We start from the raw sequence: 26,272 nt of genomic DNA, 5'->3' as shown, positions 1-26,272 counted from the left end.
TCTTCGATGCGTACCTGGATCCAGCGCTCCCTGATCGGTGTCTCCGGTGCGGTGCTCGTGTTCGGCCTGAGTGCCTGCGGCAGCGCGCCCTTCGGCGGCGACGGCCCCGGAGACCGCGGCCACGGCCCGGACGGCGACGGCCCGCGCATGGGCATGATGGAGGGCCACCGCCACGACGGCCCGCGCAGCGAGGCCGACATGCAGAAGATGCGCGAGCGCATGGTCGAGCGCGTCACCGCGCAGCTCGAGCTCGATGCGGCCCAGAAGGAGAAGTTCGTGCGCCTGCTCGACACGATGCATGCGCAGCGCCAGGCGATGGCCGGGGGCGCGGCGGCACGCGGCGAGCCGGGCCGGCCCGGCCCGGGCGGCCCGGGCGGCATGCTGCCGCCCGAGCAGATGAAGGAGCTGGTGAAGGGCGAGCGCTTCGACCGCACCCGCGCCCAGGCGCTGGTCGACGAGCGCACCCAGGCCGCACGCGCCGCCGCGCCGCAGGTCATCGCCGCGATGGGCGACTTCTACGACAGCCTGAAGCCGGCGCAGCAGGTCAAGGTGCGCGAGTTCCTCGACCGCGCGCCGATGGGCCGGGGCTTCTTCGGCGGCCACCGCCACGGCTGAGCCGGCGTCGGCGGGCCGATCGAGCCGCTACGATGCCGCCCATGCCCCGCCTGCTGCTGATCGACGACGACGAGCACCTGGCCGCGCCTCTGGCGGCCTACCTGAAGCGCTTCGACCTGACGCTCGAGGCCGCGACCCGTCCGGAGGACGGGCTCGCGCGCCTGCGACGCGAGCCCTTCGACGCGCTGATCCTCGACGTGATGATGCCCGGCCTCGACGGCTTCGAGCTGTGCCGGCGCCTGCGCCGCGATGTCGATCCGCGGCTGGCCGGCCTGCCGGTGCTGATGCTGACGGCGCGAGGCGACGTGACCGACCGGATCATCGGCCTGGAGCTGGGCGCCGACGACTACCTGCCCAAGCCCTTCGAGCCGCGCGAGCTGGCTGCGCGGCTGCAGACCATCCTGCGCCGGCGTGCCGCGGCCTCGACCGCCTCGCCGGCCGCCGCTGCGGCGGGGGCATCGCGCCTGCTGCGCTTCGACCGCCTCGAGATCGACCTGGACCGCCGCCAGGTGCGGCGCGACGGCGCGCCGGTCGAGCTGACCGGCACCGAGTTCGAGCTGCTGGCGCTGCTGGCCGGCGAGCCGCAGCGCGTCTTCTCGCGCGACGACCTCCTGTCGCACCTGCGCGGGCATGACACCGGCATCTACACCCGCGCGATCGACATCCTGGTCAGCCGCATCCGCCGCAAGCTCGAGCCGCTCGACTGCATCCGGACGCTGCGCAACGCCGGCTACGCCTTCGCGGCCGGGCCGGCGCCATGAAGCGGCCGGCGGCGCTCGACCGGCTGGGCGTGCGGCTGCTGCTGCTGTTCGTGCTGCTGGCGCTGGCGATGACGGTGGTGTTCATGTCGGGCATGCAGCATGCGATCGGCGGCGGCTGGCGCGGCCTGGTGCGGCCGCTGGTGCGCGACTATGTCGACCGGCTGGCCGAGGAGATCGGCTCGCCGCCGGATGTCGGCCGCGCGCAGGCGCTGGTGGCGAGGCTGCCGCTGTCGATCCGCATCGACGGGCCGCAGGTGCAGTGGGATTCGCACCCCGGCCTGCAGGGCCGGCCGGAGCGGCCCTTCCCGCCGCGACCGCCCTGGCATGGTGCCGGCGGCCTGCGCTGGATGGCCGATCCGCAGGCCGACGACGACGACGGCTCCGAGCGCGGCTGGCTGCTGGTGACGCGCATGACCCCCGACGGCCACCGGCTGCGCTTCGGCCTGGCCGACGTGCCCTGGCGGCACCGGCCGCGCTCGATCGGCGGCCTGACGCTGGCGCTGCTGCTGGGGCTGACGCTGGCGGCCTATGCGCTGATCCGGCGCTGGCTGCGCCCGCTCGACGACATCCGCGCCGGCGCGCAGCGCTACGGCCGTGGCGAGTTCGATGCGCCGATTCCGGTGCGCGACCGCGGCGAGCTCGGCCGCCTGGCGGGCCAGATCAACACCATGGCCGGCGACCTGCACGGCATGCTCGAGGCCAAGCGCGCGCTGCTGCTGGCGATCAGCCACGAGCTGCGCTCGCCGCTGACGCGCGCGCGCCTGAATGCCGAGCTGGTCGAGGCCGGCGCGTCGCGCGAGGCGCTGCTGCGCGACCTGGGCGAGATGGGCGCGCTGATCGGCGACCTGATCGAGGGCGAGCGCCTGGCCGCCGGCCACGCGGCGCTGCAGCGCGAGCCGGTCGAGCTGGCGCTGCTGGTCGAGGCGGTGGCGGTCGAGACGGCCGAGGCGGCCGGCCTCGACGAGTCGGCGCTCGCGCGCGCGCTGGACTTCGCGCTCGAGGGCGTGCCGGAGCGGCTCGATGTCGACCCGGCGCGCTGGCGGCTGCTGGTGCGCAATCTGGTCGGCAACGCGCTGCGCCACGGCGCCGCGCCGGTGCGGGTGAGCCTGGCACGCGAGGCCGGCGAGCTGGTGCTGACGGTGCGCGACCACGGCCCCGGCGTGTCCGACGAGGCGCTGGCGCATCTGGGCGAGGCCTTCTACCGGCCGGATGCCGCGCGCGGGCGCGGGCAGGGCGGTGTCGGCCTGGGGCTGCATCTCTGCCGTCTGGTCGCGCAGGCCCATGGCGGGCGGCTGCAGCTGCGAGCGGCGCGGCCGGGGCTGGAGGTGCAGGTGCGCATGCCGTGGCCGGAGCCGGCCGAGGAGGGCGATCTCAGGCGCTGACGCTCAGCGAGCTGCTGCCGGTCGGCGGCGGGCCGCCTGCTCCGCCCATGCCGCCCATGCCGGCGACGAGGACGACAGGCTGCTGGTCGTGCTGCTGAGATTCACGTTCATGATCGGCATCCTTGTTCCGAGTTGCGGATCCCCGGCCGGGGGCTCGGGGTGCTGTCAAGGATGGACGCCGCAGGTATCGGCGCCTTGTCATGCAGGTTTCGCGCGGCTACATCGATCCTGCCGTCTGCACGGTGGCGACCGCGCTTTTCCGGCGTTGGGCCGTCGCGTCGTCGCGACTCAGAGCGCGTTCATCGCGCCGAACAGATAGCCCACGCCGCGAATGGTGCGGATGCCGCGCGGCTGGCGCGGATCGTCGCCCATCTTCTGGCGCAGCCGCGACACCAGCAGGTCGATGCTGCGCTCGCCGCTCTCGCTTTCGGGCGCGCGGCCGAGCGCGGCCTCGAGCAGATGCTCGCGCTCGAGCACCGCATTGGGATGGTCGAGAAAGGCCATCAGCAGCCGCGCTTCGGCCGGCGACAGGTCGACCTCGAATCCGCCGGGCACCGACAGCCGCCGTGCCGAGGTCTCGTAGCGCCAGTCGCCGAAGGCGATGACCCGGCCGGCGTCGTTGGCCGGCACCGGCATGCGCAGGCCCTGGCTCTGGCGCCGGCGCAGCACCGCCGCGACCCGGGCGATCAGCTCGCGCGGCGCGTACGGGCGCGACAGGCAGTCGTCGGCGCCGGCGTCGAGCGCCTCGATGCGCGCGCGCGCGTCCGTGCTGTCGACCAGGCAGATGCGGGCCGGCCGGCAGGGCAGGCGGGTGATGTCGTCGATCGTCGTCTGCTGCTCGCTGCCGTGCAGCAGCACGTCGACCTCGTCGTCGACGAGCCGGGACTGGACCTGCGCGAGACCGTGCGCGACGCTGACGCGGTGCCCGTAGCCGCGCATCAGCGTCTGCAGCCGGGTCGTGTCGCTGTAGGGCAGGCCGGCCAGCAGCAGATGCCAGGAGGCCGGAGCGGCTCCCGGCGTGACCGGGGGCAGCGCGAAGTCGTGCGTGACGGTGCGTTCCATGGCGATCGAGCCTAGCGAGACGTTTGCGTGACCATGCCTCGAACAGGGCGGGCTGCACCGCCCGGTTTACCTGCGCTTACCTTTGCTTCACCGGAGGCCGCCGCTGCGTTACGCTCGCGCCCCTTCCGTCACCGCTCGATACCGGATCTGCAGCCGATGAACAACGCCGTCACCCCGTCCGTCCCGCCCGATGCCGCCGCGCTGGCGGCGCTGCAGTCCTTCCTGGCCTCGCTGCCGGCCGGCGCGATGACGCTGGAGCGGCTCGACGGCTTCCTGTGCGCGCTGAACTGCGCCGCCAGCGCGCCGGGGCCGTCGGTCTGGCTGGCGCGCGTATGGGGCGAGTCGGCCGAGGCCCAGGCCTCCTTCGACGACGAGGGCCAGGCGCGCGCGATCGTCGGCACGCTGATGCAGCTGCACGAGTCGATCGGCGCGGCGCTGGAGCGCGGCGGCCGCGGCGGCGAGTCGCACCTGCCGCGCATCGCCGACCGCGACGACGGCCTGCCCGGTGGCAACGACTGGGCCGCCGGCTTCGTGCTGGGCATGCAGATCGCGCCGGAGGGCTGGCAGCCGCTGCTGGCCGACGACGAGGCCGGCCAGGCGCTGGTGCCGGTCATGATGCTGCATCACGAGCACGACGAGGACGAGGCGCTGCGCCCGCCGCCGATCGATGCCGCGATGCGCGCCGAGCTGCGCGAGGTGCTGGCCGATGCGCTGCTGCAGCTGCACCAGCAGCTGGCCCCGGCGCGGCGCGATCTGCAGCGCAGCGAGCGCCAGGCGCTGACCTTCCGCCGCAGCGGCGCCAAGGTCGGCCGCAACGATCCGTGCCCCTGCGGCAGCGGGCGCAAGTTCAAGGCCTGCTGCGCACGCGCCTGAGCGGCAGCAGGGCGGCGGCCAGCAGGGCGCTGCGCCGGGTCAGCGCCTCCACCAGCAGCGGCACCGCCAGCCCGGCCGTGAAGCCGCCGAGCGCCGCCAGCGCCGGGCTGCCGGTGCGGCGCAGCAGGTGGTAGTGGACGAAGGCCTGGCTGAAGCCGTGAAAGATCAGGATCGGCAGCGAGGCCGTGCCGAGCCGGGTCCATGGCCGCTGCGCCCGGGCGCGCACCAGCAGCGCGGCCAGCAGCAGCGCCAGGCCGATGCCGGCCAGCGCCAGCAGCAGGGTGCGCGGCAGGTCGGCGGCCTCGCGGCGGTTCATGTCCAGACCGCCGCCGGAGCCCGCCAGCAGCAGCGCGAAGCCTGCGGCGCAGGCCAGCGCCAGCGCCAGCAGCTGGTGCGTCGGGCGCTGCTGCAGCGTGGCCGGCAGCCGGCGCGCCGCGTGGCCCAGCAGCACGAAGCCCAGCGACAGCGGCAGCAGGTCCAGGCTCCACGGCCAGCCTGCCGTGCCCGCCGGTGCGGCCTGCATGATCCGCAGGCCGGCCGGCAGCAGCGCCAGCGCGAGGGCGGCGCAGGCGGCGCCCGTGATCCGTGCGGCCAGCACCGCGGCGAGCACCGACACCAGGAACAGGTGCGGCAGGAACCACAGCGGCTCCCAGCGCAGCGTCGCGCCGGTGGCCCGCAGCACGCCGGCGAGCGACTCGGCCAGCGGCTCGGGCTGCCAGCCGCCGGTCAGCGCCGGCGGCAGCAGCCGCACGACGGCCTCCACCGTCAGCGCGACCACGAGGAAAGGCTTGAGCAGCGCGTCGGCCCGCGAGGCCAGCACCTGGCGCAGCGGCTGCTCCGGCCGCGGCAGGAACAGCCCCGACAGGAACAGGAACAGCGGCATGTGCATCGCGTAGATGGCACGGAACAGGAGGCCCGGCTCGTGCAGCACCTGCGGGTTGTGGCCGAGCACGACCAGCACGATGCCCAGGCCGCGCGCGACGTCGACGGTGGCATCGCGGCCGGCGGGCGGGGGGAGGGACGGGGTCGTCATGGCGGGGCGCAGCATAGGCAGGCCGCCCGCCGGCGTCCACGCCGCTGGCCGGATGTCACGCAGATCCGGAACGGGTCGATACCAGTTTTTCCAGAGTCAGCCCGCGAATGCCGTAGAAGTCCTTGATCGCGGCGATCTGCGCGCGCACCGCCTCGGCGTGGCCGGCCGGCGTGTGGCGGCGGCGCACCGCCAGCAGCATCTTGTTCTTGTTGGTGTGCTCCAGCGAGATGAACTCGAACACCTGGGTGTCGTAGCCCGCGGCGTCGAGCAGCAGCGCGCGCAGGCCGTCGGTGACCATCTCGGCCTCCTGACCCAGGTGCACGCCGTGCTGCAGCACCGGGCGCAGGAGCGCGGGCATCGTCATCTGCGGGCGCACCTCCTTGTGGCAGCACGGCGAGCACAGGATGACGGACGCCCCGGCGCGCAGGCCGTAGTCGATCGCGTAGTCGGTGGCGATGTCGCAGGCGTGCAGCGCGATCATCACGTCCAGGCCGGCGGGCGTGTAGTCGCGCACGTCGCCGGCGTCGAAGCGCAGGCCGCCGAGCTGGTGGCGCTCGGCGGCGGCGTTGCACAGGTCCACCAGCGGCTGGCGCAGCTCCACGCCGGTGACCTCGGCGCGGCGGCCCTGGCCGGCCAGCCAGTCGTGCACCGCGAAGGTCAGGTAGCCCTTGCCGCAGCCGAAGTCGTGCACCCGCACCGGTTCGGCCGGATCGCGTGCGCCCAGGCCGGCATCGGCCAGCGCCGAGGAGAACACCTCGACGAAGCGGTTGATCTGGCGCCACTTGCGCGACATCGCCGGGATCAGCCGCTGCTGCGCGTCGGTCACGCCCAGGTCGTGCCAGAAGGGGCGCTCCAGCGACAGCAGGCGGTGCTTCTCGCGGTTGTGCTCGTCGGCGGTGGCGTCCGCGGCGTCGGGGCCCTCGTCGTCGGCGGGCGTGCTGTTGCGGCCCACCCGCAGCAGGCTGCGGTCGCGGCCGCCCTTGGTCTTGACGGTGAACTGCGCCTCCTGGGTGCGGGTGTGCAGGTGCGCGTTCTCGAAGCCGCCTGCGGCGATCAGGCCGTCCAGCAGCGCCGGCACCTCGGCCAGCGGGTGGTTCTTGGTGATGTCGCGGGTGGCGTGGCGCCAGACCAGCTGCAGGTGCGGCTCGCCGCGCAGCATCACCGGGCGGGCCAGCACCTTCTCGAGATCGGCCTCGGGGCCGCGGTAGCGGCCCAGCGTCAGGCGCACGAGCTGGCGCGCGGCCAGCGCGGTCTCGATCAGGCGGAAGAAGCGCTCGCGCGCGGTCGGCTCCGGCGCGGGCTGCGGCGCGGCGCCGGGAATCAGGTCGGTGAACATGGGGCGGATTGTCGACGATGGCGGCGGGTGACTTTGGTCGCTTGTCCGCCGGCGACCGGCGGGCATCATCGGACGGACCGGTCCGCGAGGTCCGGTGCCGGACCGGCGCGGCCGATCCGGCGTGTCTCCGGGGAAATCTTCATGACGACGTTGATGACGATGGCGGCACGTGCCGCGGCCGCCGGTGCGGTGGCGATGCTGTCGGGCTGCCTGGCGACCACGCCCTCGGTCGGGGGCAGCAGCGGCTCGGCGGCCACCGGCGCGGCCGCTGGCGGCAGCGCCGAGGGCGCCAGCTCGAGCCTGGAGCGCTGCGCCGAGCCGCTGGGCACACTGCGCATCGAGGAGAACACCAGCGCCGGCTGGTACACGACCTACAGCAGCCGCTACCGCACCGGCTCGACGGTGCCGGCGCTGCGGCTGCTGGTGCAGCAGTCGAACTGCTTCGTCATCGTCGAGCGCGGCCGCGGCCTGCAGGGCATGACGCAGGAGCGCCAGCTCATCCGCGGCGAGGAGGGGCGCGCCGGCAGCAACTTCGGTGGCGGCCAGATGGTCGCCGCCGACTACATGATGAGTCCGGAGGTGATCCTCTCGGACAAGGGCGGCACCCGGGCGGGCGGGGTGCTGGCCGGCATCGGCGGGCTGGCCGGCACGGCGCTGAGTGCGGTGGCCGGCTCGATGTCGACCAACGAGGCCTCGACCATCCTGCTGCTGGTGGACAACCGCTCCGGCGTGCAGATCTCCGCCTCCGAGGGCTACTCGAAGAACATCGACTTCGGCCTGTCGGGCTGGGGCTTCGGCGGCGGTGCGGCCGGCGGGGCCGGTGCCTTCACCAGCACGCCCGAGGGCAAGGTGCTGATGGCCGCCTTCGCCGATTCGTACAACAAGATGGTCGTGGCGTTGCGCAGCTACAAGGCGCAGACCGTCAAGGGCGGCCTGGGCACCGGCGGGCGCCTGGGCGTGCAGGGCGGCTCCACCGACGCGGCGCGAGGGATCAAGAAGTGAGCCGGCGAGCCGCGGGTGCGGCGGCGGGGCTGCTGGCCGGGCTGGCCGGGCTGGTGCCGCCGGCCGGTGCCGCCGAGTTCCATCTCTACCTGCTGTGCGAGGGCCGGGTGGCCTCGCGCGGGGTGGCGCACGACGCGCAGCTCCATCTGGCGCTGCGCGACAACAACATGACCGCGCTGATCCAGCGCTCCAACCTGCTGCCGGTGGGCGAGCGCATGCGCTACACCGCGTCGGAGACCGCCTACACGATGAGCTACCGCACGCCGGCGGCGGGCTCGCGGCTCCACGCCGACTGGTTCGGCACCCGGATCTTCGTCTGGATGCCCGACCTGCGCCGCCTGGCCGAGACGCGGCTGACGATCGACCGCCAGAGCGCCGAGCTGCGCGGCGAGCTGCTCAATGCCGACGGCGACACGCTGGGCCAGCTGCGCATGCAGTGCGAGCCGCGCGCACCGGAGGACCTGCCGCCGCCCCGGTTCTGAAGCCGCGCGGCCCGGTTTCCGCACATCCCGCTTGTCTTGACGAGGCGCAGGCTCCGTGCAAGCCGTGACGGACAGAATGGTCCGCAACGACAGGCCACAAGAGGAGACATCGCCCCGTGCCCAGCGCATTCAACTTTGCCGCGTCCCCCTTCGACTGCCTCGATGCCGACGAGCGCGAGCTCGTGCGGCGCAGCGTCGACATCGAGTATTTCCGCGAAGGCGCGGTGATCCTGGCGCCCGGCCAGGAGCCGACCCACCTGTTCGTGCTGATCAAGGGCCATGTCCAGCAGTGGGACGGCGACGAGCAGCAGGGCAGCTACGGTCCGGACGACTGCTTCGACGGCCGCGCGCTGGTGGCCGGCCAGGCCAGCAGCCGCTTCCTGGCGGCCGAGGAGGTGGTGACCTACCGGCTCGCGAAGAAGGCGGTCTCGGCGCTGATCGCCTCGAACGCGACCTTCGGCGCGCTGCTGTTCGCCGACCTGTCGAACAAGCTGGGCGCGCTGGCCGAGCGCAGCAGCCAGCACGAGCTGCAGTCGCTGACGATGGCGCGCGTCGACCAGGCCTTCCTGCGCCCGGCGCACTTCGTCGACGCCGAGGCCTCGATCACCGAGGTCGCGCGCGTCTTCCAGGAGCAGCGCACCACCAACGTGCTGGTCGAGGACCGCGCGGGCGCGGCGCCGCGGCTGGGCATCTTCACCGTCACCAGCCTGCCCAAGGCCATCCTGCACGGCACGCCGCTGGACCGGCTGCCGGTGCGCGAGCTGGCGAACTTCGACCTGGTGACGGTGCGTCCGGACATGCCGCTGTTCGACGCGCTGGCGCTGATGATCCGCCACCGCATCCACCGCCTCGTGGTGGCCGAGGGCGAGGGCCGGGAGCGGCGCATCGTCGGCTTCCTGCAGCAGCTCGACCTGCTGAGCTACCTCTCCAACCATTCCTACCTGATCACGCTGCAGATCCTGCAGGCCGAGAGCATCGAGACGCTGAAGGAGGCCGCCGGCCAGATCACCCGGCTGATCGGCGTGCTGCACCGCAGCGGCACCCGGGTCGGCATGATCGCGCGGCTGGTGCAGGAGATCAACGCGACGCTGTTCGAGCGTGCCTGGCAGCTGATCGCGCCGCCGGAGCTGATCGCCAACAGCTGCCTGTTCGTCATGGGCAGCGAGGGCCGCGGCGAGCAGCTGCTCAAGACCGACCAGGACAACGGCCTGGTGCTGCGCGAGGGCTGGACGCCGCCGCCGGGGCTGGACCTGCAGGCGGTGTGCGACCGCTTCTCGGCCGCGCTGGCCGACTTCGGCTACCCGCCCTGCGCCGGCGGCATCATGGTCAGCAATCCGGAGTGGCGCGACGGCGAGCAGGCCTTCGCGCGGCGGGTGCGGCGCTGGCTGATCGAGCCCTCGCCGGACCACCTGATGGCGCTGGCGATCTTTCTCGACGCCCATCCGGTCTGCGGCGACGCCACGCTGCTGCACGGCCTGCGCGAGCAGGTCTGGTCCTTCGCCAGCGACAACGCCGGCGTGCTGGCGCGCTTCGCCGGCGCGGTCGATGCCTTCTCGCAGCATGGCAGCGGCTGGTGGGGCCGCATCCTGGGCCTGGGCGAGGGCGGGCGCGACCAGCTCGACCTGAAGAAGGCCGGCATCTTCCCGCTGGTGCACGGCGTGCGCAGCCTGGCCTTCGAGCACCGCCTGACCGAGACCGGCACGGTGGCGCGGCTGGAGGCGCTGATGGCGCGCGGCCACCTCGAGCCGCGGCTGGGCGCCGAGCTGATCGAGAGCCTGCACTTCTTCATGGGCCTGAAGCTGCAGGCGGGCCTGCAGGAGATCGAGCAGGGCCGCAAGGCCGGCTCGGGCATCACCGTCGAGCGGCTCAGCAGCCTGGACCGCGACCTGCTGAAGGACACGCTGGCGGTGGTGAAGCGATTCCGCACGCACCTGCACCACCATTTCCGCCTCGACATGCTCTGACAGGAACCGCCCGATGCTGCCCGACCTGATGACCCGTGGCTGGCGCACGCTCTCGCGGGAGTGGATGCGCTGGCATCTGGCCGACGAGAGCCTGCGCTTTCTCTACGACCCGCCGCCCGAGAACGAATGGGTCTCGGTCGACTGCGAGACCACCGGCCTGGACCGGCGCCGCGACGAGATCATCTCGATCGGCGCGGTGCGCATCGTCGGCGACCGCATCCTGACCAGCGAGGCGCTGTCGCTGCTGGTGAAGCCGACCCGCGCCATCTCGGCCGACAGCGTGCGGGTGCACCGGCTGCGCGAGCAGGACGTCGCGCAGGGGCTGGAGCCGGAGGAGGCGATGCGCCGGCTGCTGCACTTCGTCGGCGCGCGGCCGCTGGTGGGCTACTACCTCGAGTTCGACGTGGCGATGCTCAACCGGGTGATGTACCCGATGCTGGGCGTGCGGCTGCCGCAGCGCCGCATCGAGGTCTCGGGGCTCTACTACGACCACAAGTTCCGCCAGCTGCGCGGCCACGAGCAGGACCGCAACATCGATCTGCGCTTCGACACGCTGATGGACGACCTCGGCCTGCCGCGGCGCGACGCGCACGACGCGCTCAACGACGCGGTGATGGCCGCGATGGCCTTCGTCAAGCTGCGCCATTTGGTCGGGATCGGCCCCGTCTGAGGCCGACCCGCCGGAGTCAGTCCGGCTTGATCTTCGCGCGGGCGATCACCGGCTTCCAGCGCTTCTGCTCGGTGTCGATGAACCTGGCGTACTCGGCCGGCGTGCCGCCGACGGCGATGGCGGCGTCGTGGCCCAGGCGCTCGAGCGTCGCGGGCTCGCGCACCGCCTTCGCGGCGGCCGCGGCCAGGCGATCGAGGGCGGGCTGCGGCAGGTTGCTCGGCGCGTTCAGGCCATACCACTGCGTCATCTCGAAGCCGGGGAAGCCCTGCTCGGCCACCGTGGGCACGTCGGGCAGCTGGCTGATGCGCTGGGTGGTGCCGGTGGCGATGCAGCGCAGCTTGCCGGCGCGGATGAACTGCAGCACCGCCGACGCGCCGATCGAGGCCGCATCGAGCCGGCCCGCCATCAGGTCGGTCAGCATCGGGCCGGTGCCGCGGTAGGGCACATGGGTGATGAAGGTGCTGGAGGCCATCTTCAGGTACTCCATCGCCAGGTGGCCGGCGCTGCCGTTGCCGGCCGAGCCGTAGTTGAGCCGGCCGGGGTTCTTCTTCGCGTGGGCGATGAACTCGCTCATGTTGCGCACCGGCAGGTCCGGATGCACCAGGTAGAGGCTGGGCACCTTGGCCAGCAGCGAGACCGGGCGGAAGTCGCGCGCCAGGTCGTAGGGCAGCTTGTCGAAGATGAAGGGGTTGACCGCCATCGTGCCGATGTGGCCGAGGATGATCGTGTGCTGGTCGTCGGCGCGCGCGACCTCGCCCATCGCGACGTTGCCGGCGCCGCCGGGCCGGTTGTCGACGAAGACCGACTGGCCGAGGATCTTCTGCATCTCCGCGGCGGTGGCGCGGGCGATGATCTCCGAGCTGCCGCCCGGCGCGAAGGGCACGACGAAGCGGATCGCCTTGTTCGGCCAGGCGGACTGCGCGCGCAGCGAGGCGGGCAGGGCCAGCGCGCCGGTGGCGGCGGCGCCCAGGCGCAGCAGCGCGCGGCGGTCGATCCGGTCGGTCGGGGAGGATGTCATCGGGAGTCTCCGGTGCGATGTTCTGATGGCGCCATGCTGCCGCAGCCGACCTCTCAGCCACCTTTCAGCCGCGGGGGGCCGACCCGGATCGGCGCGGCGGGCGCCCCCGCCGATAATCCGGCCGATGCACATCCTGCTGGCCGAAGACGAACACGGGCTGGGCGAGTGGCTCTCGCGGGCGCTGGCGCAGTCGGGCTTTCGCGTCGACTGGGTCGACGACGGGCGGCTGGCCGAGCGCGCCGCGCTGGACGGCGACCACGACGCGCTGGTGCTCGACCTCGGCCTGCCCGGGCGCGACGGCCACGAGGTGCTGCGCCGGCTGCGCGCGGCCGGCGCCACGCTGCCGGTGCTGGTGCTGACCGCGCGCGACTCGCTGGCCGAGCGGGTCGGCACGCTGCACGAGGGCGCCGACGACTTCCTGCCCAAGCCCTTCGCGCTGGCCGAGCTGGAGGCGCGGCTGGGCGCGCTGATCCGGCGCTCGCGCGGGCGCTCGCAGCCGCGCCTGGCCTGCGGGCCGCTGCAGTTCGACACCGCGGCGCGCCAGTTCACGCTGGCGGGCGAGCCGCTGGCGCTGTCGCCGCGCGAGCACGGCCTGCTGCGCGCGCTGATCGTGCGCAGCGGCGAGCCGATGGGCCGCGCGCAGCTGCTCGAGCGCGTCTTCGGCGACGAGGAGGACGTGCAGCCGGCCGCGCTCGACGTGCTGATGCACCGGCTGCGTCGCCGGCTGGAGGGCTCGGGCGTGCACATCCGCACCTACCGCGGCCTCGGCCACGCGCTGGAGCCGGATCCGGGGGCGGGCGGTGCTGCGCCCTGACGCGACGCTGCGCGCACGGCTGCTGGGCTGGCTGCTGCCGGGCGTGGCGCTGGTGCTGGCCGCCAGCCTCGCCTTCACCCGGCTGGAGGCGGAGCAGGCGGCCGATGCCGCCTATGACCGCTCGCTGCTGGGGGCGATCAAGGGGCTGGACCTCAACGTCTCGACCGCCTCGGGCGGCCTGGCGGTGGAGCAGCCCTATGCGCTGTTCGAGTTCTTCCAGCTCGCCGGCAACGGGCCGGTGCATTTCCGCGTCGCCACCGACGACGGTCGCGTCGAGATCGGCACGCCCGAGCTGCCGCTGCCGCCGCGCCCGCTGCGCGCGGGCGAGCCGCAGTTCTACGACGCCGAGCATTTCGGCGAGCCGGTGCGGGTCGGCGCCTACCTGCGCGCGCTGGACCGGCCGGTGGGCGGCGCGCGCCAGGTGGTGATCCAGGTGGCCGAGGGCGTGCAGGCGCGCGAGCGCTTCACCCGCACCTTCGTGCGCCAGGCGCTGTGGCGCGATGCCTCGCTGCTCGGGCTGCTGGCGCTGGCGGTGGCGGGCGTGTCGGCCTGGGCGCTGCGGCCGGTGCGCCGGCTGGCCGAGGCGGTGCGCGCGCGCTCCGGCGACGACCTGCAGCCGCTGAGCCCGCAGGGCCTGCCGGCCGACCTGCGCCCGCTGGTCGAGGCGATCAACCGCCAGCTCGAGCGCAGCGCCGGCCTGCTGGCGCAGCGCCGCCAGTTCGTCGACGACGCCTCGCACCAGCTGCGCACGCCGCTGACGACGCTGCGCGCCCAGCTCGACTACCTGCGCCGCGAGCCCGACCCGGCGCGTCGCGACGAAGCGCTGCAGGCGCTGTCGCTGGAGCTCGATCACGCCACCCGCGCGACCGGTCAGCTGCTGGCGCTGGCGCGGGCGGACGCCGGCGCGCAGGCCGCCGAGCCGCTGGACCTGGGCGCGCTGGCCCGCGAGGTCGCGCTGGCGCTGCTGCCGCTGGCGCGCGAGCGCGGCATCGACCTCGGCGCCGAGCTTCCGGAGGATCCCGGGCCGGACGCGCGAGTCGCGGCGGTCTGCGGCGACCGGCTGCTGCTGCGCGAGGCGCTGATGAACCTGACGCACAACGCGCTGGTGCATGGGCGCGAGGGCGGCTGCGTCACGGTCGAGGCGGGCGAGGATGCCGGTGGCGCCCTGGCCTGGATCGGCGTGCGCGACGACGGCCCCGGCCTGGATCCGGCGGTGCAGGCGCGGCTGGGCGAGCGCTTCGTGCGCGGGCGCGGCAGCCGGGGCTCGGGCCTGGGCCTGTCGATCGCCGCGGCGGTGGCGCGGCGCCACCGGGGCCGGCTCGAGACCGGGCCGGGCGAGGGCGGGGCGGGCCTGTCGGTGCGGCTGGTCTGGCCGCAGGAGCGCGCATGAGCGCGCCCGGCCTGCGGACGGCGGCCGCGCTGGTCCTGCTGATGCTGAGCGGGGTGGCCGCGGCGGCGCCGGTCGAGCGCTGCGTCGCCCCGGCGCAGCCCGGCGGCGGTTTCGAGCTGACCTGCCTGCTGCTGCGCGAGGCGCTGGCGCAGTCGGGCGAGCCGCCGCTGCCGGTGCTGCACCAGCCCGGCGGCATCGGCGCGCTGGTGTTCGACGAGGTGGCGCGCGGCCTGCGCCCGCCGGGCGCGGAGGCGGTGGCCTTCTCCACCGGCACGCTGCTGAACCTGGCGCAGGGGCGCTTCGGGCGGCACGGGCCCGACGAGGTGCGCTGGCTGATGCCGCTGGCGCTCGACCACGGCGTGGTCGTCGTGCACCGCGATGCGCCGTGGCGGGACCTGTCGGCGCTGCTGCGGGCGCTGCGCGAGCAGCCCGCGTCGGTGGCCTTCGGGGCCGGCGGCACGATCGGCAGCCAGGACTGGATGAAGGCGGCGCTGCTGGCGCGCACGGCCGGCGTCGGTCCGCGCGCGCTGCGGCTGGTCGCCTTCGAGGGCGGCGGCGACGCGATGCGGGCGCTGGTCGGTCGCCATGTCCAGGTGCTGGCGGGCGACGCGGCCGAGGTGGCGCGCCAGCTGCGCCAGGGCGCGCCGCTGCGGGTGCTGGCGGTGCTGGCGCCGCAGCGCCTGGGCGGCGTGCTGGCGGGCGTGCCCACCGCGCGCGAGCAGGGCACCGATCTGGTCTGGCCGATCCTGCGCGGCGTCTATGTCGCGCCGGGGCTGGCCCAGGCCGACGCGCTGGCGCATCAGCTCGAGCGGGCGCGCCGGCAGCCCGCCTGGCGCGAGACGCTGCGGCGCTTCGATCTGTCGATGCCGGACGAGCCGCCGGCCGGCACCGCGCCGCGGCAGCTCGTCCAGGCCGAGATCGACCGGCTGCGCCAGGCGCTCGAGCAGCTGCGCCGTCCGCCCGAGGCCCGCTGAACGCGCTGGGTGCCGCGCTGCGGGCCCGGAAACGACGACACCCGGCCGGAGCCGGGTGTCGCGGGGGCCCGGGCCGGAGGCCTGCGGACCTCCGGCGGGACGGGCGGATCAGGGATCAGTGACCCGAGGCACCGGCGGCACCGAGGCCGGTTTCCGAGCGGATCTGCTGCGCCTCGAAGGCGGCACGTTCCTGCTGGGCCTGGGCGCTGCGGTCGAGCAGCGAGAAGATCCAGATGCCGACGAAGGCGATGGTCATCGAGAACAGCGCGGGCGAGCTGTACTGGAACCAGGCCGAGCCCTTCGGGTTGCCCAGCGTGGCTTCCCACACCGAGGGCGACACGATGGTCAGGCCCACCGAGCTGATCAGGCCCAGGAAGCCGCCGGTGACGGCGCCCTTGGTGGTGCAGTCCTTCCACAGCACGCTCATGAAGAGCACGGGGAAGTTGGCCGAGGCGGCGATCGCGAAGGCCAGCGAGACCATGAACGCGATGTTCTGCTTCTCGAACGCGATGCCCAGCACGACGGCCAGCACGCCCAGCGACAGCGTCGTGATGCGCGAGACCTTCAGCTCGGAGGCGCTGTCGGCGTTGCCCTTCTTGATCAGCGTGGCGTAGATGTCATGCGACACCGCCGACGCGCCGGAGAGGGTCAGGCCGGCCACCACCGCCAGGATGGTCGCGAAGGCCACGGCCGAGATGAAGCCGTAGAACACGTTGCCACCGACCGACTTGGCCACCAGCACCGCCGCCATGTTGGCCGTGCCCGCGCCGCCCTTGATGACACCCTTGGCGGTGTCGGCGAACTCGGGGTTGGTCAGCACCAGGGTGATCGCGCCGAAGCCGATGATGAAGATCAGGATGTAGAAGTAGCCGATCCAGGTGGTGGCCCAGAACACCGACTTGCGGGCTTCCTTCGCGTCCGGGACGGTGAAGAAGCGCATCAGGATGTGCGGCAGGCCGGCGGTGCCGAACATCAGCGCCATGCCGAAGCTGATCGCCGAGATCGGGTCCTTGATGAAGTTGCCCGGAGCCATCAGCGCCTGGCCGATCTTGGCCGGGTCCATGGCTTCGGCCTTCGAGGCGGCGGCAGCGGCAGCAGCGACGGCTTCCGGCGTCTGCGCGATGGCCGCGCTGGCGGCAGCGCCGGCGACGGCGGCGGCCTTGGCGTTGGCAGCGATCGCGGCCTTGACCTCGACCCCCTTGGCGAACAGCGCCTCCGGCGAGAAGCCGAACTGCGCCATCACCATGAAGGCCATGAAGGTCACGCCCGACAGCAGCAGCACGGCCTTGATGATCTGCACCCAGGTCGTCGCGGTCATGCCGCCGAACAGCACGTAGACCATCATCAGCGCGCCGACGATGACCACCGCCATCCAGTAGTCCAGACCGAACAGCAGCTTGATCAGCGAACCGGCGCCGACCATCTGCGCGATCAGGTAGAACGCGACCACCACCAGCGTGCCCGACGCGGCGAACGCGCGGATCGGGCCCTGCTGGAAGCGGTAGCCGGCGACGTCGGCGAAGGTGAACTTGCCGAGGTTGCGCAGGCGCTCGGCCATCAGGAAGGTGATGACCGGCCAGCCGACCAGGAAGCCGATCGAGTAGATCAGGCCGTCGTAGCCGTTGGCCATCACCGCGGCGGAGATGCCCAGGAAGGACGCGGCCGACATGTAGTCGCCGGCGATCGCCAGGCCGTTCTGGAAGCCGGTGATGCCGCCGCCGCCGGTGTAGAAGTCGGCGGCCGAGCGGGTCTTGGCCGCGGCCCACTTGGTGATGAACAGCGTGAAGGCGACGAAGACGGCGAACATGATGATCGCGGTCCAGTTCGTCTCCTGCTTCGCGGTGGTGCCGAGGTCGGCGCCGGCCGCCAGCGCGACACCGGCGCCGGCCACGCCGGCCACGGCCAGCAGAGTCTTCAAGGTACGGCTCACTTCGAGACCTCCTGCAGGATTTCCTTGGTCAGACGATCGAACTCGTCATTGGCACGGCGCACGTACACGCCGGTGATCACGATGGTGAAGAGGATGACGCCCATGCCGATCGGCACACCCAGCGTCGTGACGCCTTCGCCCATCTTCTGGCCCAGGAACTCCTTGTTGAACGCGATCAGCGCGATGTAGCCGTAATACACGACCATCATCAGCAGCGTCAGCAGCCAGCCGAAGCCGCTGCGCTTGCTCTTCAGTTCCGCATACTTGGGGTTTGCCCTGATGCGGGCGACCACAGGATCTGCCATTTGGTGCTCCGGATTGGAATGTTTGTCGAATATCCGGGGGGCAGTCTAGGAAGCGAGCCTGACCGAATACTGACCGTTTCAACATATTTCACGGAGATGACGGTTCAGGGTATTGGCCGGGTAATCCCTAATATTTGATGGCCATCAAATATTTGCCCGGACGCTTATCTGGCATGTCTCTGACGCCCGCCTGACGCAGCGCCGGACCCGCTCGGCGGCCCCGCCGACGCCCTGCGGGGAGCGCACCGTTCCGGGTCGTCCTCGCGCCTCCAGCCTGCCGTGATGGCCCTGTTTGCGTGCACATGTCACACCGGAAGGCGGCCGATCGGGGCTGTTCCCCCGTGGCTCGGGTATCGCCTGCGCGGCAGCGACTCGGATACAACCTGACGGCTTTTTCATTTCGAGTTCGACCCCTTCCGACGTCCGGCAGACCCGTGCCTGGCGCGCTGTCAGGAAGGATCGGCCGGGATGACCGCAGGAGGTCGGACCGCATGGCGCGGAAGCGGCCGTTGGGTTGGACGAACAAACAGGGTTTACCCGGATGAGTGCAATAAAGGTTTCCAGTGTGGCGGGGGTGATCACGGTGATATCGGGCAGCGACTCCGCAGAAACCCTGATCGGTGGTACCGGCGCGGACGAGATATTCGCCTACGCACGCAACGATTCGGTGCAGGGCGGCGACGGCGACGACACCTTGTGGGGCGGCTCGGGCAACGACACGCTCGAGGGTGGTGCGGGCGACGACCTGCTCGTGGGCGAGAGCAACGAGGACCTGCTCGACGGTGGTGCGGGCAGCGACACCTACCGGGTCAGCGGCACCTACGCCAGCGGCTTCAGCGGCTACGACAGCCTGCGCGACAGCGGCACGGCCGGCGTCGACCGGATCGTGGCGATCGGCAGCGGCGGCGTCGACATCGGCGTGCGCGGCGGCTTCGGCGCGGCGCTGACCGGCATCGAGCAGATCGACCTGAGCCAGGCCAGCGGCGAGGTGCGCCTGCTCGGCGAAGGCGCCTCGGAGACCTTCGACCTGCGCGATGTCGCGGTGCTCGGCGGCACGCTGGTGATCGATGCCGGCTACGGCAACGACACGGTGACCGGCTCGCGCGCGGCCGACATCCTGCAGGGCAACCAGGGCGACGACGTGCTCGACGGCAGCGACGGCGGCGATCTCTACCGCGCCGGCGGCACCAGCGCGCTGGGCTACCAGGGCAACGACATCTACCGCGACACCGGCACCGGCGGCGCCGACACGATCGCCGCCTATGGCGACGGCGACGTCGACATCGGCATCAAGGGCTTCGCCGACAGCGGCATCGAGGTGATCGACGGCCGCGGCGCCGCCGGCACGGTGCGCCTGATCGACAGCAGCGCCTCGAACCTGATCGACCTGCGCGCGACGACGCTGCTCGGCGACAACATCGTCATCGACGCCAGCCATGGCAACGACACCGTCTACGGCAGCCAGGGCGTCGACACGCTGGTGTCGAGCTGGGGCGAGGACGTGCTCGACGGCGCCGGCGGCGGCGACACCTTCCGGGTCACCGGCACGCAGGCCAGCGGCTTCCAGGGCTACGACAGCTGGCGCGACAGCGGCACCGACGGCGTCGACCGGATCGTGGCGATCGGCAGCGCCGGCGTCGACATCGGCACGCGCGGCGGCTTCGGCGCGGCGCTGACCGGCATCGAGCAGATCGACCTGTCGCAGGTCGGCGGCGGCGAGGCGCGGCTGCTCGGCGAGAACGCCGCCGAGCTCTTCGACCTGCGCGAGGTCGCGGTCACCGGCGGCACGCTGGTGATCGATGCCGGCGGCGGCCACGACACGATCACCGGATCGCGCGCGGCCGACATCCTGCAGGCGAACTCCGGCGACGACACCGTCGACGGCAGCGACGGCGGCGACCTGTACCGCGTCACCGGCAATGCCGCGTCCGGCTACCTCGGCCACGATGTCTACCGCGACAGCGGCAGCGGCGGCACCGACCGCATCGCCGCGATCGGCGCGGGCGACGTCGACATCGGCGTGAAGGGCTTCACCGGCAGCGGCATCGAGGTGATCGACGGCAGCGGCGCGGCCGGCACGGTGCGTCTGCTCGACACCGGCGACGCCAGCGTCATCGACCTGCGCGCGACGACGCTGGTCGGCGGCAACATCGTCATCGACGCCAGCTACGGCAACGACACGATCTGGGGCAGCGCCGGCGCCGACACCCTGGTGTCGGCCGGCGGCAACGACTGGGTCGACGGCGGCGAGGGCGGCGACACCTACCGCATCACCGGCAGCGAGGCCGGCGGCTGGTCGAGCTTCCAGAACCATGACATCTACCGCGACAGCGGCAGCAGCGGCGTCGACCGCATCGTCGCGGCGGGCGCGGGCGACGTCGACATCGGCGTGCTGGGCGACTTCAGCGCGGCGCTCTCCGGCATCGAGCAGATCGACGCGACCGGTGCCGCAGGCACGGTGCGCGTCTACGGCGACGGCAACGCCACGCAGCTCGACCTGCGCGGCGTGCAGCTGCTGGGCAGCAACCTGGTCATCGACTCGAACTACGGCAACGACACCGTCTATGGCAGCGCCGCGGCCGACACGCTGCTGGCGAGCTGGGGCGACGACACGCTCGACGGCGCCGGCGGCGGCGACACCTACCGCGTCACCGGCAGCACCGCCAGCGGCTTCCAGGGCTACGACACCTGGCGCGACAGCGGCGCGCCCGCCTCCGGCACCGACCGGGTGGTCGCGGTGGGCGGCGGCAATGTCGACATCGGCATCAAGGGCAGCTACGGCAGCTTCAGCGGCATCGAGGTGATCGACGGCAGCGGCGCGGCCGGCACGGTGCGCCTGCTCGGCGAGAGCGCCTCGCAGACGCTGGACTTCCGCACCACGACGATCCTCGGCACGAACGTGGTGATCGACGCGGGCAACGGCAACGACGTCGTCTACGGCAGCGCCGGCGCCGACACCTTCGTCAGCAACAACGGCGAGGACACGCTCGACGGCGCCGGCGGCGGCGACACCTACCGCGTCACCGGCAACACCACCAGCGGCTTCCACGGCTACGACACCTTCCGCGACAGCGGCAGCAGCGGCATCGACCGGGTGGTGGCGGTCGGCGGCGATGTCGACATCGGCATCCGCAGCTGGTCGGCCACCGGCATCGAGGAGATCGACGCCAGCGGCGCGACCGGCACGGTGCGGCTGCTGGCGCAGTCGAGCGCCGACCTGGTCGACCTGCGCGGCACCCGGCTGATCGGCTCGAACCTGGTCATCGACGCCGGCTGGGGCAACGACACGGTGCACGGCAGCGCCGGCGACGACCTGCTGCTGAACGGCTCGGGCGAGGACTTCTGGAACGGTGCCGGCGGCAGCGACACGGTGCGCATCAGCGGCACCGCCGCCAGCGGCTTCCAGGGCTACGACACCTATGCCGACGACGGCAGCAGCGGCACCGACCGCCTCGTCGCGGTCGGCTCGGGCGACGTCGACATCGGCGTGAAGGGCTTCGTCGGCACCGGCATCGAGGTGATCGACGGCAGTGGCGCGGCCGGCACGGTGCGCCTGCTCGACACCGGCGACGCCAACGTCATCGACCTGCGCGCGACGACGCTGGCCGGCGGCAACATCGTCATCGACGGTGCCTACGGCAACGACACGATCTGGGGCAGCGCCGCAGCCGACACGATCATCGGCGGCGCGAACAACGACGTGCTCGACGGCGGCGGGGGCGGCGACACCTACCGGGTCAGCGGCACCGAGTCCGGCGGCTGGGCCAGCTACCACGGCTGGGACACCTACCGCGACAGCGGCAGCAGCGGCGTCGACCGCATCGAGGCGGTGGGCAGCGGCGACGTCGACATCGGCCTGCTGGGCAGCTTCGTCGCCGCCAGCGCCGGCATCGAGGCGATCGACGCCACGAAGGCCGCCGGCACGGTGCGCATCTACGGCGACGGCAGCAGCTCGACGCTGGACCTGCGCGGGCTGACGGTCGTCGGCACGAACGTGGTGATCGACGCCAACTATGGCAACGACCTGGTCTACGGCAGCGCCGGCGCCGACACGCTCGTCGGCGGCCAGGGCGACGACACCCTGGACGGCGGCGAGGGCGGCGACACCTACCGCATCACCGGCAACACCGCCAATGTCGGCGCCGTCTTCCAGAACTACGACACCTGGCGCGACAGCGGCGGCAGCGGCGTCGACCGCATCGTCGCGCTCGGCGCCGGCGACGTGGACATCGGCTTCAAGGGCAGCTTCGGCGCGGCCAGCGGCATCGAGGTGATCGACGCCAGCGGCGCGGCCGGCACGGTGCGCCTGCTGGGCGAGAGCGGCGCGCAGACGCTGGACTTCCGCGGCACGACCCTCGTCGGCACGAACGTGGTGATCGATGCCGGCAACGGCAACGACCTCGTCTACGGCAGCGCCGGCGACGACACCTTCGTCAGCAACAACGGCGAGGACACGCTCGACGGCGCGGGCGGCAGCGACACCTACCGCGTCACCGGCAACACCACCACCGGCTTCCACGGCTATGACACCTGGCGCGACACCGGCGCCAGCGGCGTCGACCGCATCGTCGCGGTGGGCAGCGGCGACGTCGACATCGGCCTGCGCGGCGGCTTCAGCGCCGCGGCCAGCGGCATCGAGGTGATCGACGCCAGCGGCGCCGGCGGCACGGTGCGGCTGCTGGCCGAGGGCTGGATCAACGACACGCTGGACTTCCGCGGCGTGCAGCTGATCGGCGCGAACCTGGTCATCGACGCCGGCGGCGCCAACGACGTGGTGCACGGCAGCGCCGGCGACGACATCCTGCTCAACGGCTCCGGCGACGACCGCTGGAACGGCGCCGGCGGCAGCGACACGGTGCGCGTCAGCGGCTCGATCCCGAGCGGCTTCCAGGGCTACGACACCTATGCCGACGAGGGCGCCGGCGGCACCGACCGCATCGTCGCGGCGGGCAGCGGCGACGTCGACATCGGCGTGCGCGGCTTCACCGGCACCGGCATCGAGGTGATCGACGGCACGGGCGCGGCCGGCACGGTGCGCCTGCTCGACACCGGCGACGCCAACGTCATCGACCTGCGCGCGACGACGCTGGTCGGCGGCAACATCGTCATCGACGGCAACTACGGCAACGACACGATCTGGGGCAGCGCCGGCGACGACACCATCGTCGGCGGCATGAACACCGACTGGGTCGACGGCGGCGAGGGCAGCGACACCTACCGCATCACCGGCAACGAGGCCGGCGGCTGGTCGAGCTACCAGGGCAACGACACCTACCGCGACAGCGGCACCCGCGGCATCGACCGCATCGAGGCGGTGGGCGGCGGCGACGTCGACATCGGCCTGCAGGGCAGCTTCTCGGCGCTGGCCGCCGGCATCGAGGTGATCGACGGCACGAAGGCCGCCGGCACGGTGCGCATCTACGGCGACGGCAGCAGCTCGACGCTGGACCTGCGCGGCGCCACCCTGGTCGGCGCGAACCTGGTGATCGACGCCAACTACGGCAACGACGTCGTCTACGGCAGCGCCGGCGCCGACACCGTGGTCGGCGGCGGCGGCGACGACACGCTCGACGGCTGCGAGGGCGGCGACACCTTCGTCGTCACCGGCAACGAGGCCGGCGGCTGGTCGAGCTTCCGCAACCACGACACCTACCGGGACACCGGCAGCACCGGCATCGACCGCATCGTCGCGCAGGGCGCCGGCGCGGTCGACATCGGCCTGAAGGGCAGCTTCGGCGCGGCCAGCGGCATCGAGGTGATCGACGGCAGCGGCGCGGCCGGCACGGTGCGCCTGTTCGGCGAGAGCAGCGCGCAGCTGCTGGACTTCCGCGCCACGACGATCATCGGTGCGAACGTGGTGATCGACGCGGGCAACGGCAACGACACCGTCTACGGCAGCGCCGGCGACGACACCTTCGTCAGCAACAACGGCGAGGACCTGCTCGACGGCGCCGGCGGCGGCGACACCTACCGCGTCACCGGCAACACCGCCACCGGCTTCCACGGCTACGACACCTGGCGCGACAGCGGCAGCAGCGGCATCGACCGCATCGTCGCGCTCGGCGCCGGCAACGTCGACATCGGCATCCGCAACTGGCGCGACAGCGGCATCGAGATCGTCGACGGCAGCGGCGCGGCCGGCACGGTGCGCCTGCTGGCCGAATACACTTCGGACCTGATCGACCTGCGCGGCACGACGATCGTCGGCACGAACGTGGTGATCGACGCGAGCAGCGGCAACGACACCGTCATCGGCTCCGACGGCGCCGACACGATCCTCGCCAGCTCCGGCGAGGACCGCCTCGACGGCGGCGGCGGCGGCGACACCTTCCGCGTCACCGGCACCGAGTCGGCCTCGTTCTCCGGCTACGACACCTATGTCGACAGCGGCAGCAGCGGCACCGACCGCATCGAGGCGGTCGGCAGCGGCAATGTCGACATCGGCGTGCGCGGCGGGCTGGGCGCGGCCAGCGGCATCGAGGTGATCGACGGCCGCGGCGCGAGCGGCACGGTGCGCCTGCTCGGCGAGGGCGCGGCCGAGCGCTTCGACCTGTCGGGCATGACGATCCTGGGCAGCAACGTCGTCATCGACCAGGGCTGGGGCAACGACACGCTGATCGGCAGCGCCGGCAGCGACACCGTCATCGCCAGCTTCGGCGACGACTGGCTCGACGGCGGCAACGGCGGCGACGTCTACCGCGTCACCGGCAGCGAGGCGGCCGGCTGGTCGGTCTTCCGCGGCTACGACACCTTCCGCGACAGCGGAACCAGCGGCACCGACCGCATCGTCGCCACCGGGGGCGGCGCGGTCGACATCGGCGTGACCGACTGGGTCGGCACCGGCATCGAGCAGATCGACGGCCGCGAGGCCGCGGCGGTGCGGGTCGTCGGCAACGGTGCGGGCAACCGCATGGACTTCAGCACCACGACGCTGGTGGGCGGCAACATCACGCTCGACGGCGGCTACGGCACCGACACGCTGATCGGCAGCGCCGGCGACGACACGCTGGTCGGCGGCAACGGCGACGACTGGCTCGACGGCGGCGAAGGCAGCGACACCTACCGCGTCACCGGCAACAAGGCCGGGGGCTGGGGCGTCTACCAGGACCATGACCACCGCCAGGACAGCGGCACGACCGGCACCGACCGGCTGGCCGCCTACGGCAGCGGCGACGTCGACATCGGCACCTGGGGCTGGAGCAACACCGGCATCGAGGTCATCGACGGCCGCGGCGCGACCGGCACGGTGCGCCTGCTCGACACCGGCAACGCCAGCCTCATGGACCTGCGCGGCACCACGGTCCTGGGCGGCAATGTCGAGATCTGGGCCGACTACGGCGACGACACCGTCTACGGCAGCGCCGGCGCCGACCTGATCGTCGGCGGCGGCGGCAACGACACGCTCGACGGCGGAGAGGGCGGCGACACCTATCGCATCACCGGCAACGAGGCCGGCGGCTGGGGCAGCTTCCAGCGCTTCGACCTGTTCCACGACACCGGCGCCGGCGGCCTCGACCGGGTGGTGGCCTCGGGCAGCGGCGATGTCGACATCGGCCTGCAGTCCTGGGTCGACACCGGCATCGAGCAGGTCGACGCGACCGGCGCGGCCGGCACGGTGCGGCTGTACGGCGACAGCGGCCACAACCGGCTCGACTTCAGCGGCACGACGCTGACCGGCGCCAACATCGTCATCGACGGCAACTGGGGCAACGACACGATCATCGGCAGCGCCGGCGACGACACCCTCGTCGGCGGCTTCGGCGACGACGTGCTCGACGGCGGCGAGGGCAGCGACACCTACCGCGTCATCGGCGGCAGGTACGCGACCTCGACCTTCCAGGGCTGGGACACCTGGGCCGACACCGGCGTGCAGGGCGTCGACCGCATCGTCGCCAGCAGCACCGGCGACATGGACCTGGCGGTGAAGGACTTCTCCGCCAGCGGCATCGAGATCCTCGACGTGACCGGGGTGGCCGGCGTGGCGCGCCTGCTGGGCACCAGCTCCGACGACGTGATCGACCTCAGCGGCACGACGGTCGTCGGCGGCCTGGTGATCGACGCCGGCGGCGGCACCGACCTGGTGGTGGGCACGGCCGGCCGCGACACCCTCCTGGGCAGCGGCGGCGCCGACTCGCTCGCCGGCGGCGCCGGCGACGATGTCTACCGCGTCGGCCGCGGCACCAGCCTGGACGTGATCTGGGACTGGGACGACACCGAGGGCAACCACGATGTCGTCGAATTCGGGGCGGGCGTGGCGATCGACCAGCTCTGGTTCCAGCGCCTCGACGGCTTCCTGGAGGTCAGCATCGTCGGCACCTGGGACCGCATCTACCTGATGGACTGGGACAGCGATCCGGCTGCGCGCATCGAGGAGTTCCGCACCGCCGACGGTCATGTGCTGCAGGCCTCGCAGGTCGACACGCTGATCGAGGCGATGTCGGCCTTCGAGATGCCCTCGATCGGCACCAGCACGCTGCCGGCGGCCTATCAGGCGGCGCTGCAGCCGGTGATCGCAGGTACCTGGTCTTCATGAATGTAAAAACCATGTCCTGAGTGATGCATGTCAGGCAGATGTTCGCCGGGCGGGCCAAGATGTCCGTGACAAACGGACGCAAGGACCGGCCGCAGGCGGCATCTGACCGCTCTCCGCGCGCTGGCCGC

18 protein-coding genes are annotated in these 26,272 nt (G+C 72.7%); 12 read left to right on the top strand and 6 right to left on the bottom strand.

Annotated features, from left to right (window positions below; all coding sequences use genetic code 11):
• Nucleotides 1-6 precede the first annotated feature (6 nt).
• Genes HNQ01_RS05850 through HNQ01_RS05840 form a run of 3 tightly spaced genes read left to right on the top strand, consistent with a single transcriptional unit; the run spans nucleotide 7 to nucleotide 2,758 of the window.
• Complete coding sequence (locus HNQ01_RS05850) at nucleotides 7-615, top strand: Spy/CpxP family protein refolding chaperone (protein WP_173804438.1); 609 nt, start codon at nucleotides 7-9, stop codon at nucleotides 613-615.
• Between the two features lie 41 nt (nucleotides 616-656).
• On the top strand, nucleotides 657-1,376 hold the full coding sequence (locus tag HNQ01_RS05845; protein ID WP_173804437.1) for a response regulator transcription factor: 720 nt from the start codon (nucleotides 657-659) through the stop codon (nucleotides 1,374-1,376).
• On the top strand, nucleotides 1,373-2,758 hold the full coding sequence (locus HNQ01_RS05840; protein ID WP_173804436.1) for a sensor histidine kinase: 1,386 nt from the start codon (nucleotides 1,373-1,375) through the stop codon (nucleotides 2,756-2,758). The genes HNQ01_RS05845 and HNQ01_RS05840 overlap by 4 nt, the downstream gene beginning before the upstream one ends.
• 288 nt (nucleotides 2,759-3,046) lie before the next feature.
• On the opposite strand, the gene HNQ01_RS05835 is transcribed toward HNQ01_RS05840, so the two are convergent.
• Nucleotides 3,047-3,820, bottom strand: coding sequence for a winged helix-turn-helix domain-containing protein (locus tag HNQ01_RS05835; RefSeq protein WP_173804435.1), 774 nt, complete (start codon nucleotides 3,818-3,820; stop codon nucleotides 3,047-3,049).
• Nucleotides 3,821-3,976: 156 nt separating this feature from the next.
• Here HNQ01_RS05835 and HNQ01_RS05830 point away from each other — a divergent pair, with 156 nt between their 5' ends.
• Nucleotides 3,977-4,693 (top strand): UPF0149 family protein, encoded by a 717-nt coding sequence (locus HNQ01_RS05830; RefSeq protein WP_173804434.1) that lies wholly within the window; start codon nucleotides 3,977-3,979, stop codon nucleotides 4,691-4,693.
• Here HNQ01_RS05830 and HNQ01_RS05825 read toward each other — a convergent pair.
• On the bottom strand, nucleotides 4,668-5,726 hold the full coding sequence (locus HNQ01_RS05825) for an acyltransferase family protein (RefSeq protein ID WP_173804433.1): 1,059 nt from the start codon (nucleotides 5,724-5,726) through the stop codon (nucleotides 4,668-4,670). The two genes, HNQ01_RS05830 and HNQ01_RS05825, sit on opposite strands and share 26 nt — an antisense overlap.
• A 55-nt stretch (nucleotides 5,727-5,781) precedes the next feature.
• Entirely contained in the window at nucleotides 5,782-7,062 is a 1,281-nt protein-coding gene (locus tag HNQ01_RS05820; protein ID WP_173804432.1) for a class I SAM-dependent methyltransferase, read from the bottom strand.
• Nucleotides 7,063-7,203: 141 nt separating this feature from the next.
• Here HNQ01_RS05820 and HNQ01_RS05815 point away from each other — a divergent pair, with 141 nt between their 5' ends.
• From HNQ01_RS05815 to HNQ01_RS05800, 4 genes are all read left to right on the top strand, one after another.
• A complete protein-coding gene (locus HNQ01_RS05815; protein ID WP_286180514.1) occupies nucleotides 7,204-8,064 on the top strand; it encodes a CsgG/HfaB family protein in 861 nt (286 codons plus the stop codon).
• Nucleotides 8,061-8,546 (top strand): hypothetical protein, encoded by a 486-nt coding sequence (locus HNQ01_RS05810; protein ID WP_173804431.1) that lies wholly within the window; start codon nucleotides 8,061-8,063, stop codon nucleotides 8,544-8,546. The genes HNQ01_RS05815 and HNQ01_RS05810 overlap by 4 nt, the downstream gene beginning before the upstream one ends.
• Nucleotides 8,547-8,662: 116 nt before the next feature.
• The gene (locus tag HNQ01_RS05805; RefSeq protein ID WP_173804430.1) at nucleotides 8,663-10,510 is read left to right on the top strand and encodes a putative nucleotidyltransferase substrate binding domain-containing protein; all 1,848 of its coding nucleotides are present in this window, start codon (nucleotides 8,663-8,665) and stop codon (nucleotides 10,508-10,510) included.
• Nucleotides 10,511-10,523: 13 nt separating this feature from the next.
• On the top strand, nucleotides 10,524-11,180 hold the full coding sequence (locus HNQ01_RS05800; protein ID WP_173804429.1) for a 3'-5' exonuclease: 657 nt from the start codon (nucleotides 10,524-10,526) through the stop codon (nucleotides 11,178-11,180).
• A 16-nt stretch (nucleotides 11,181-11,196) separates the two neighbouring features.
• On the opposite strand, the gene HNQ01_RS05795 is transcribed toward HNQ01_RS05800, so the two are convergent.
• On the bottom strand, nucleotides 11,197-12,198 hold the full coding sequence (locus HNQ01_RS05795) for a Bug family tripartite tricarboxylate transporter substrate binding protein (RefSeq protein WP_173804428.1): 1,002 nt from the start codon (nucleotides 12,196-12,198) through the stop codon (nucleotides 11,197-11,199).
• Nucleotides 12,199-12,322: 124 nt separating this feature from the next.
• Here HNQ01_RS05795 and HNQ01_RS05790 point away from each other — a divergent pair, with 124 nt between their 5' ends.
• Genes HNQ01_RS05790 through HNQ01_RS05780 form a run of 3 tightly spaced genes read left to right on the top strand, consistent with a single transcriptional unit; the run spans nucleotide 12,323 to nucleotide 15,376 of the window.
• Nucleotides 12,323-13,012, top strand: coding sequence for a response regulator (locus HNQ01_RS05790; RefSeq protein WP_173804427.1), 690 nt, complete (start codon nucleotides 12,323-12,325; stop codon nucleotides 13,010-13,012).
• Nucleotides 12,999-14,402 carry a sensor histidine kinase gene (locus HNQ01_RS05785; RefSeq protein WP_353621639.1) on the top strand — a complete coding sequence of 468 codons (1,404 nt, stop codon included), beginning with the start codon at nucleotides 12,999-13,001 and terminating at the stop codon, nucleotides 14,400-14,402. Before HNQ01_RS05790 ends, HNQ01_RS05785 begins: the two co-directional genes overlap by 14 nt.
• Entirely contained in the window at nucleotides 14,399-15,376 is a 978-nt protein-coding gene (locus HNQ01_RS05780) for a tripartite tricarboxylate transporter substrate-binding protein (RefSeq protein WP_173804426.1), read from the top strand. Before HNQ01_RS05785 ends, HNQ01_RS05780 begins: the two co-directional genes overlap by 4 nt.
• Nucleotides 15,377-15,491: 115 nt before the next feature.
• Here HNQ01_RS05780 and HNQ01_RS05775 read toward each other — a convergent pair whose 3' ends face one another.
• Both HNQ01_RS05775 and HNQ01_RS05770 read right to left on the bottom strand, forming a co-directional pair.
• Nucleotides 15,492-17,306, bottom strand: a complete 1,815-nt coding sequence (locus tag HNQ01_RS05775; RefSeq protein WP_173804425.1) for a cation acetate symporter — start codon at nucleotides 17,304-17,306, stop codon at nucleotides 15,492-15,494.
• Nucleotides 17,303-17,611, bottom strand: a complete 309-nt coding sequence (locus HNQ01_RS05770; RefSeq protein ID WP_173804424.1) for a DUF485 domain-containing protein — start codon at nucleotides 17,609-17,611, stop codon at nucleotides 17,303-17,305. The genes HNQ01_RS05775 and HNQ01_RS05770 overlap by 4 nt, the downstream gene beginning before the upstream one ends.
• A 574-nt stretch (nucleotides 17,612-18,185) precedes the next feature.
• On the opposite strand from HNQ01_RS05770, the gene HNQ01_RS05765 reads away from it, so the two are divergent.
• On the top strand, nucleotides 18,186-26,144 hold the full coding sequence (locus HNQ01_RS05765; protein ID WP_173804423.1) for a calcium-binding protein: 7,959 nt from the start codon (nucleotides 18,186-18,188) through the stop codon (nucleotides 26,142-26,144).
• Nucleotides 26,145-26,272: the final 128 nt, after the last annotated feature.

Origin of the sequence: Sphaerotilus uruguayifluvii, assembly GCF_013294065.1 — a bacterium.
Taxonomy (GTDB): Bacteria; Pseudomonadota; Gammaproteobacteria; order Burkholderiales; family Burkholderiaceae_C; genus Sphaerotilus; species Sphaerotilus uruguayifluvii.
This window is presented reverse-complemented; position numbering and strand designations above follow the sequence as displayed.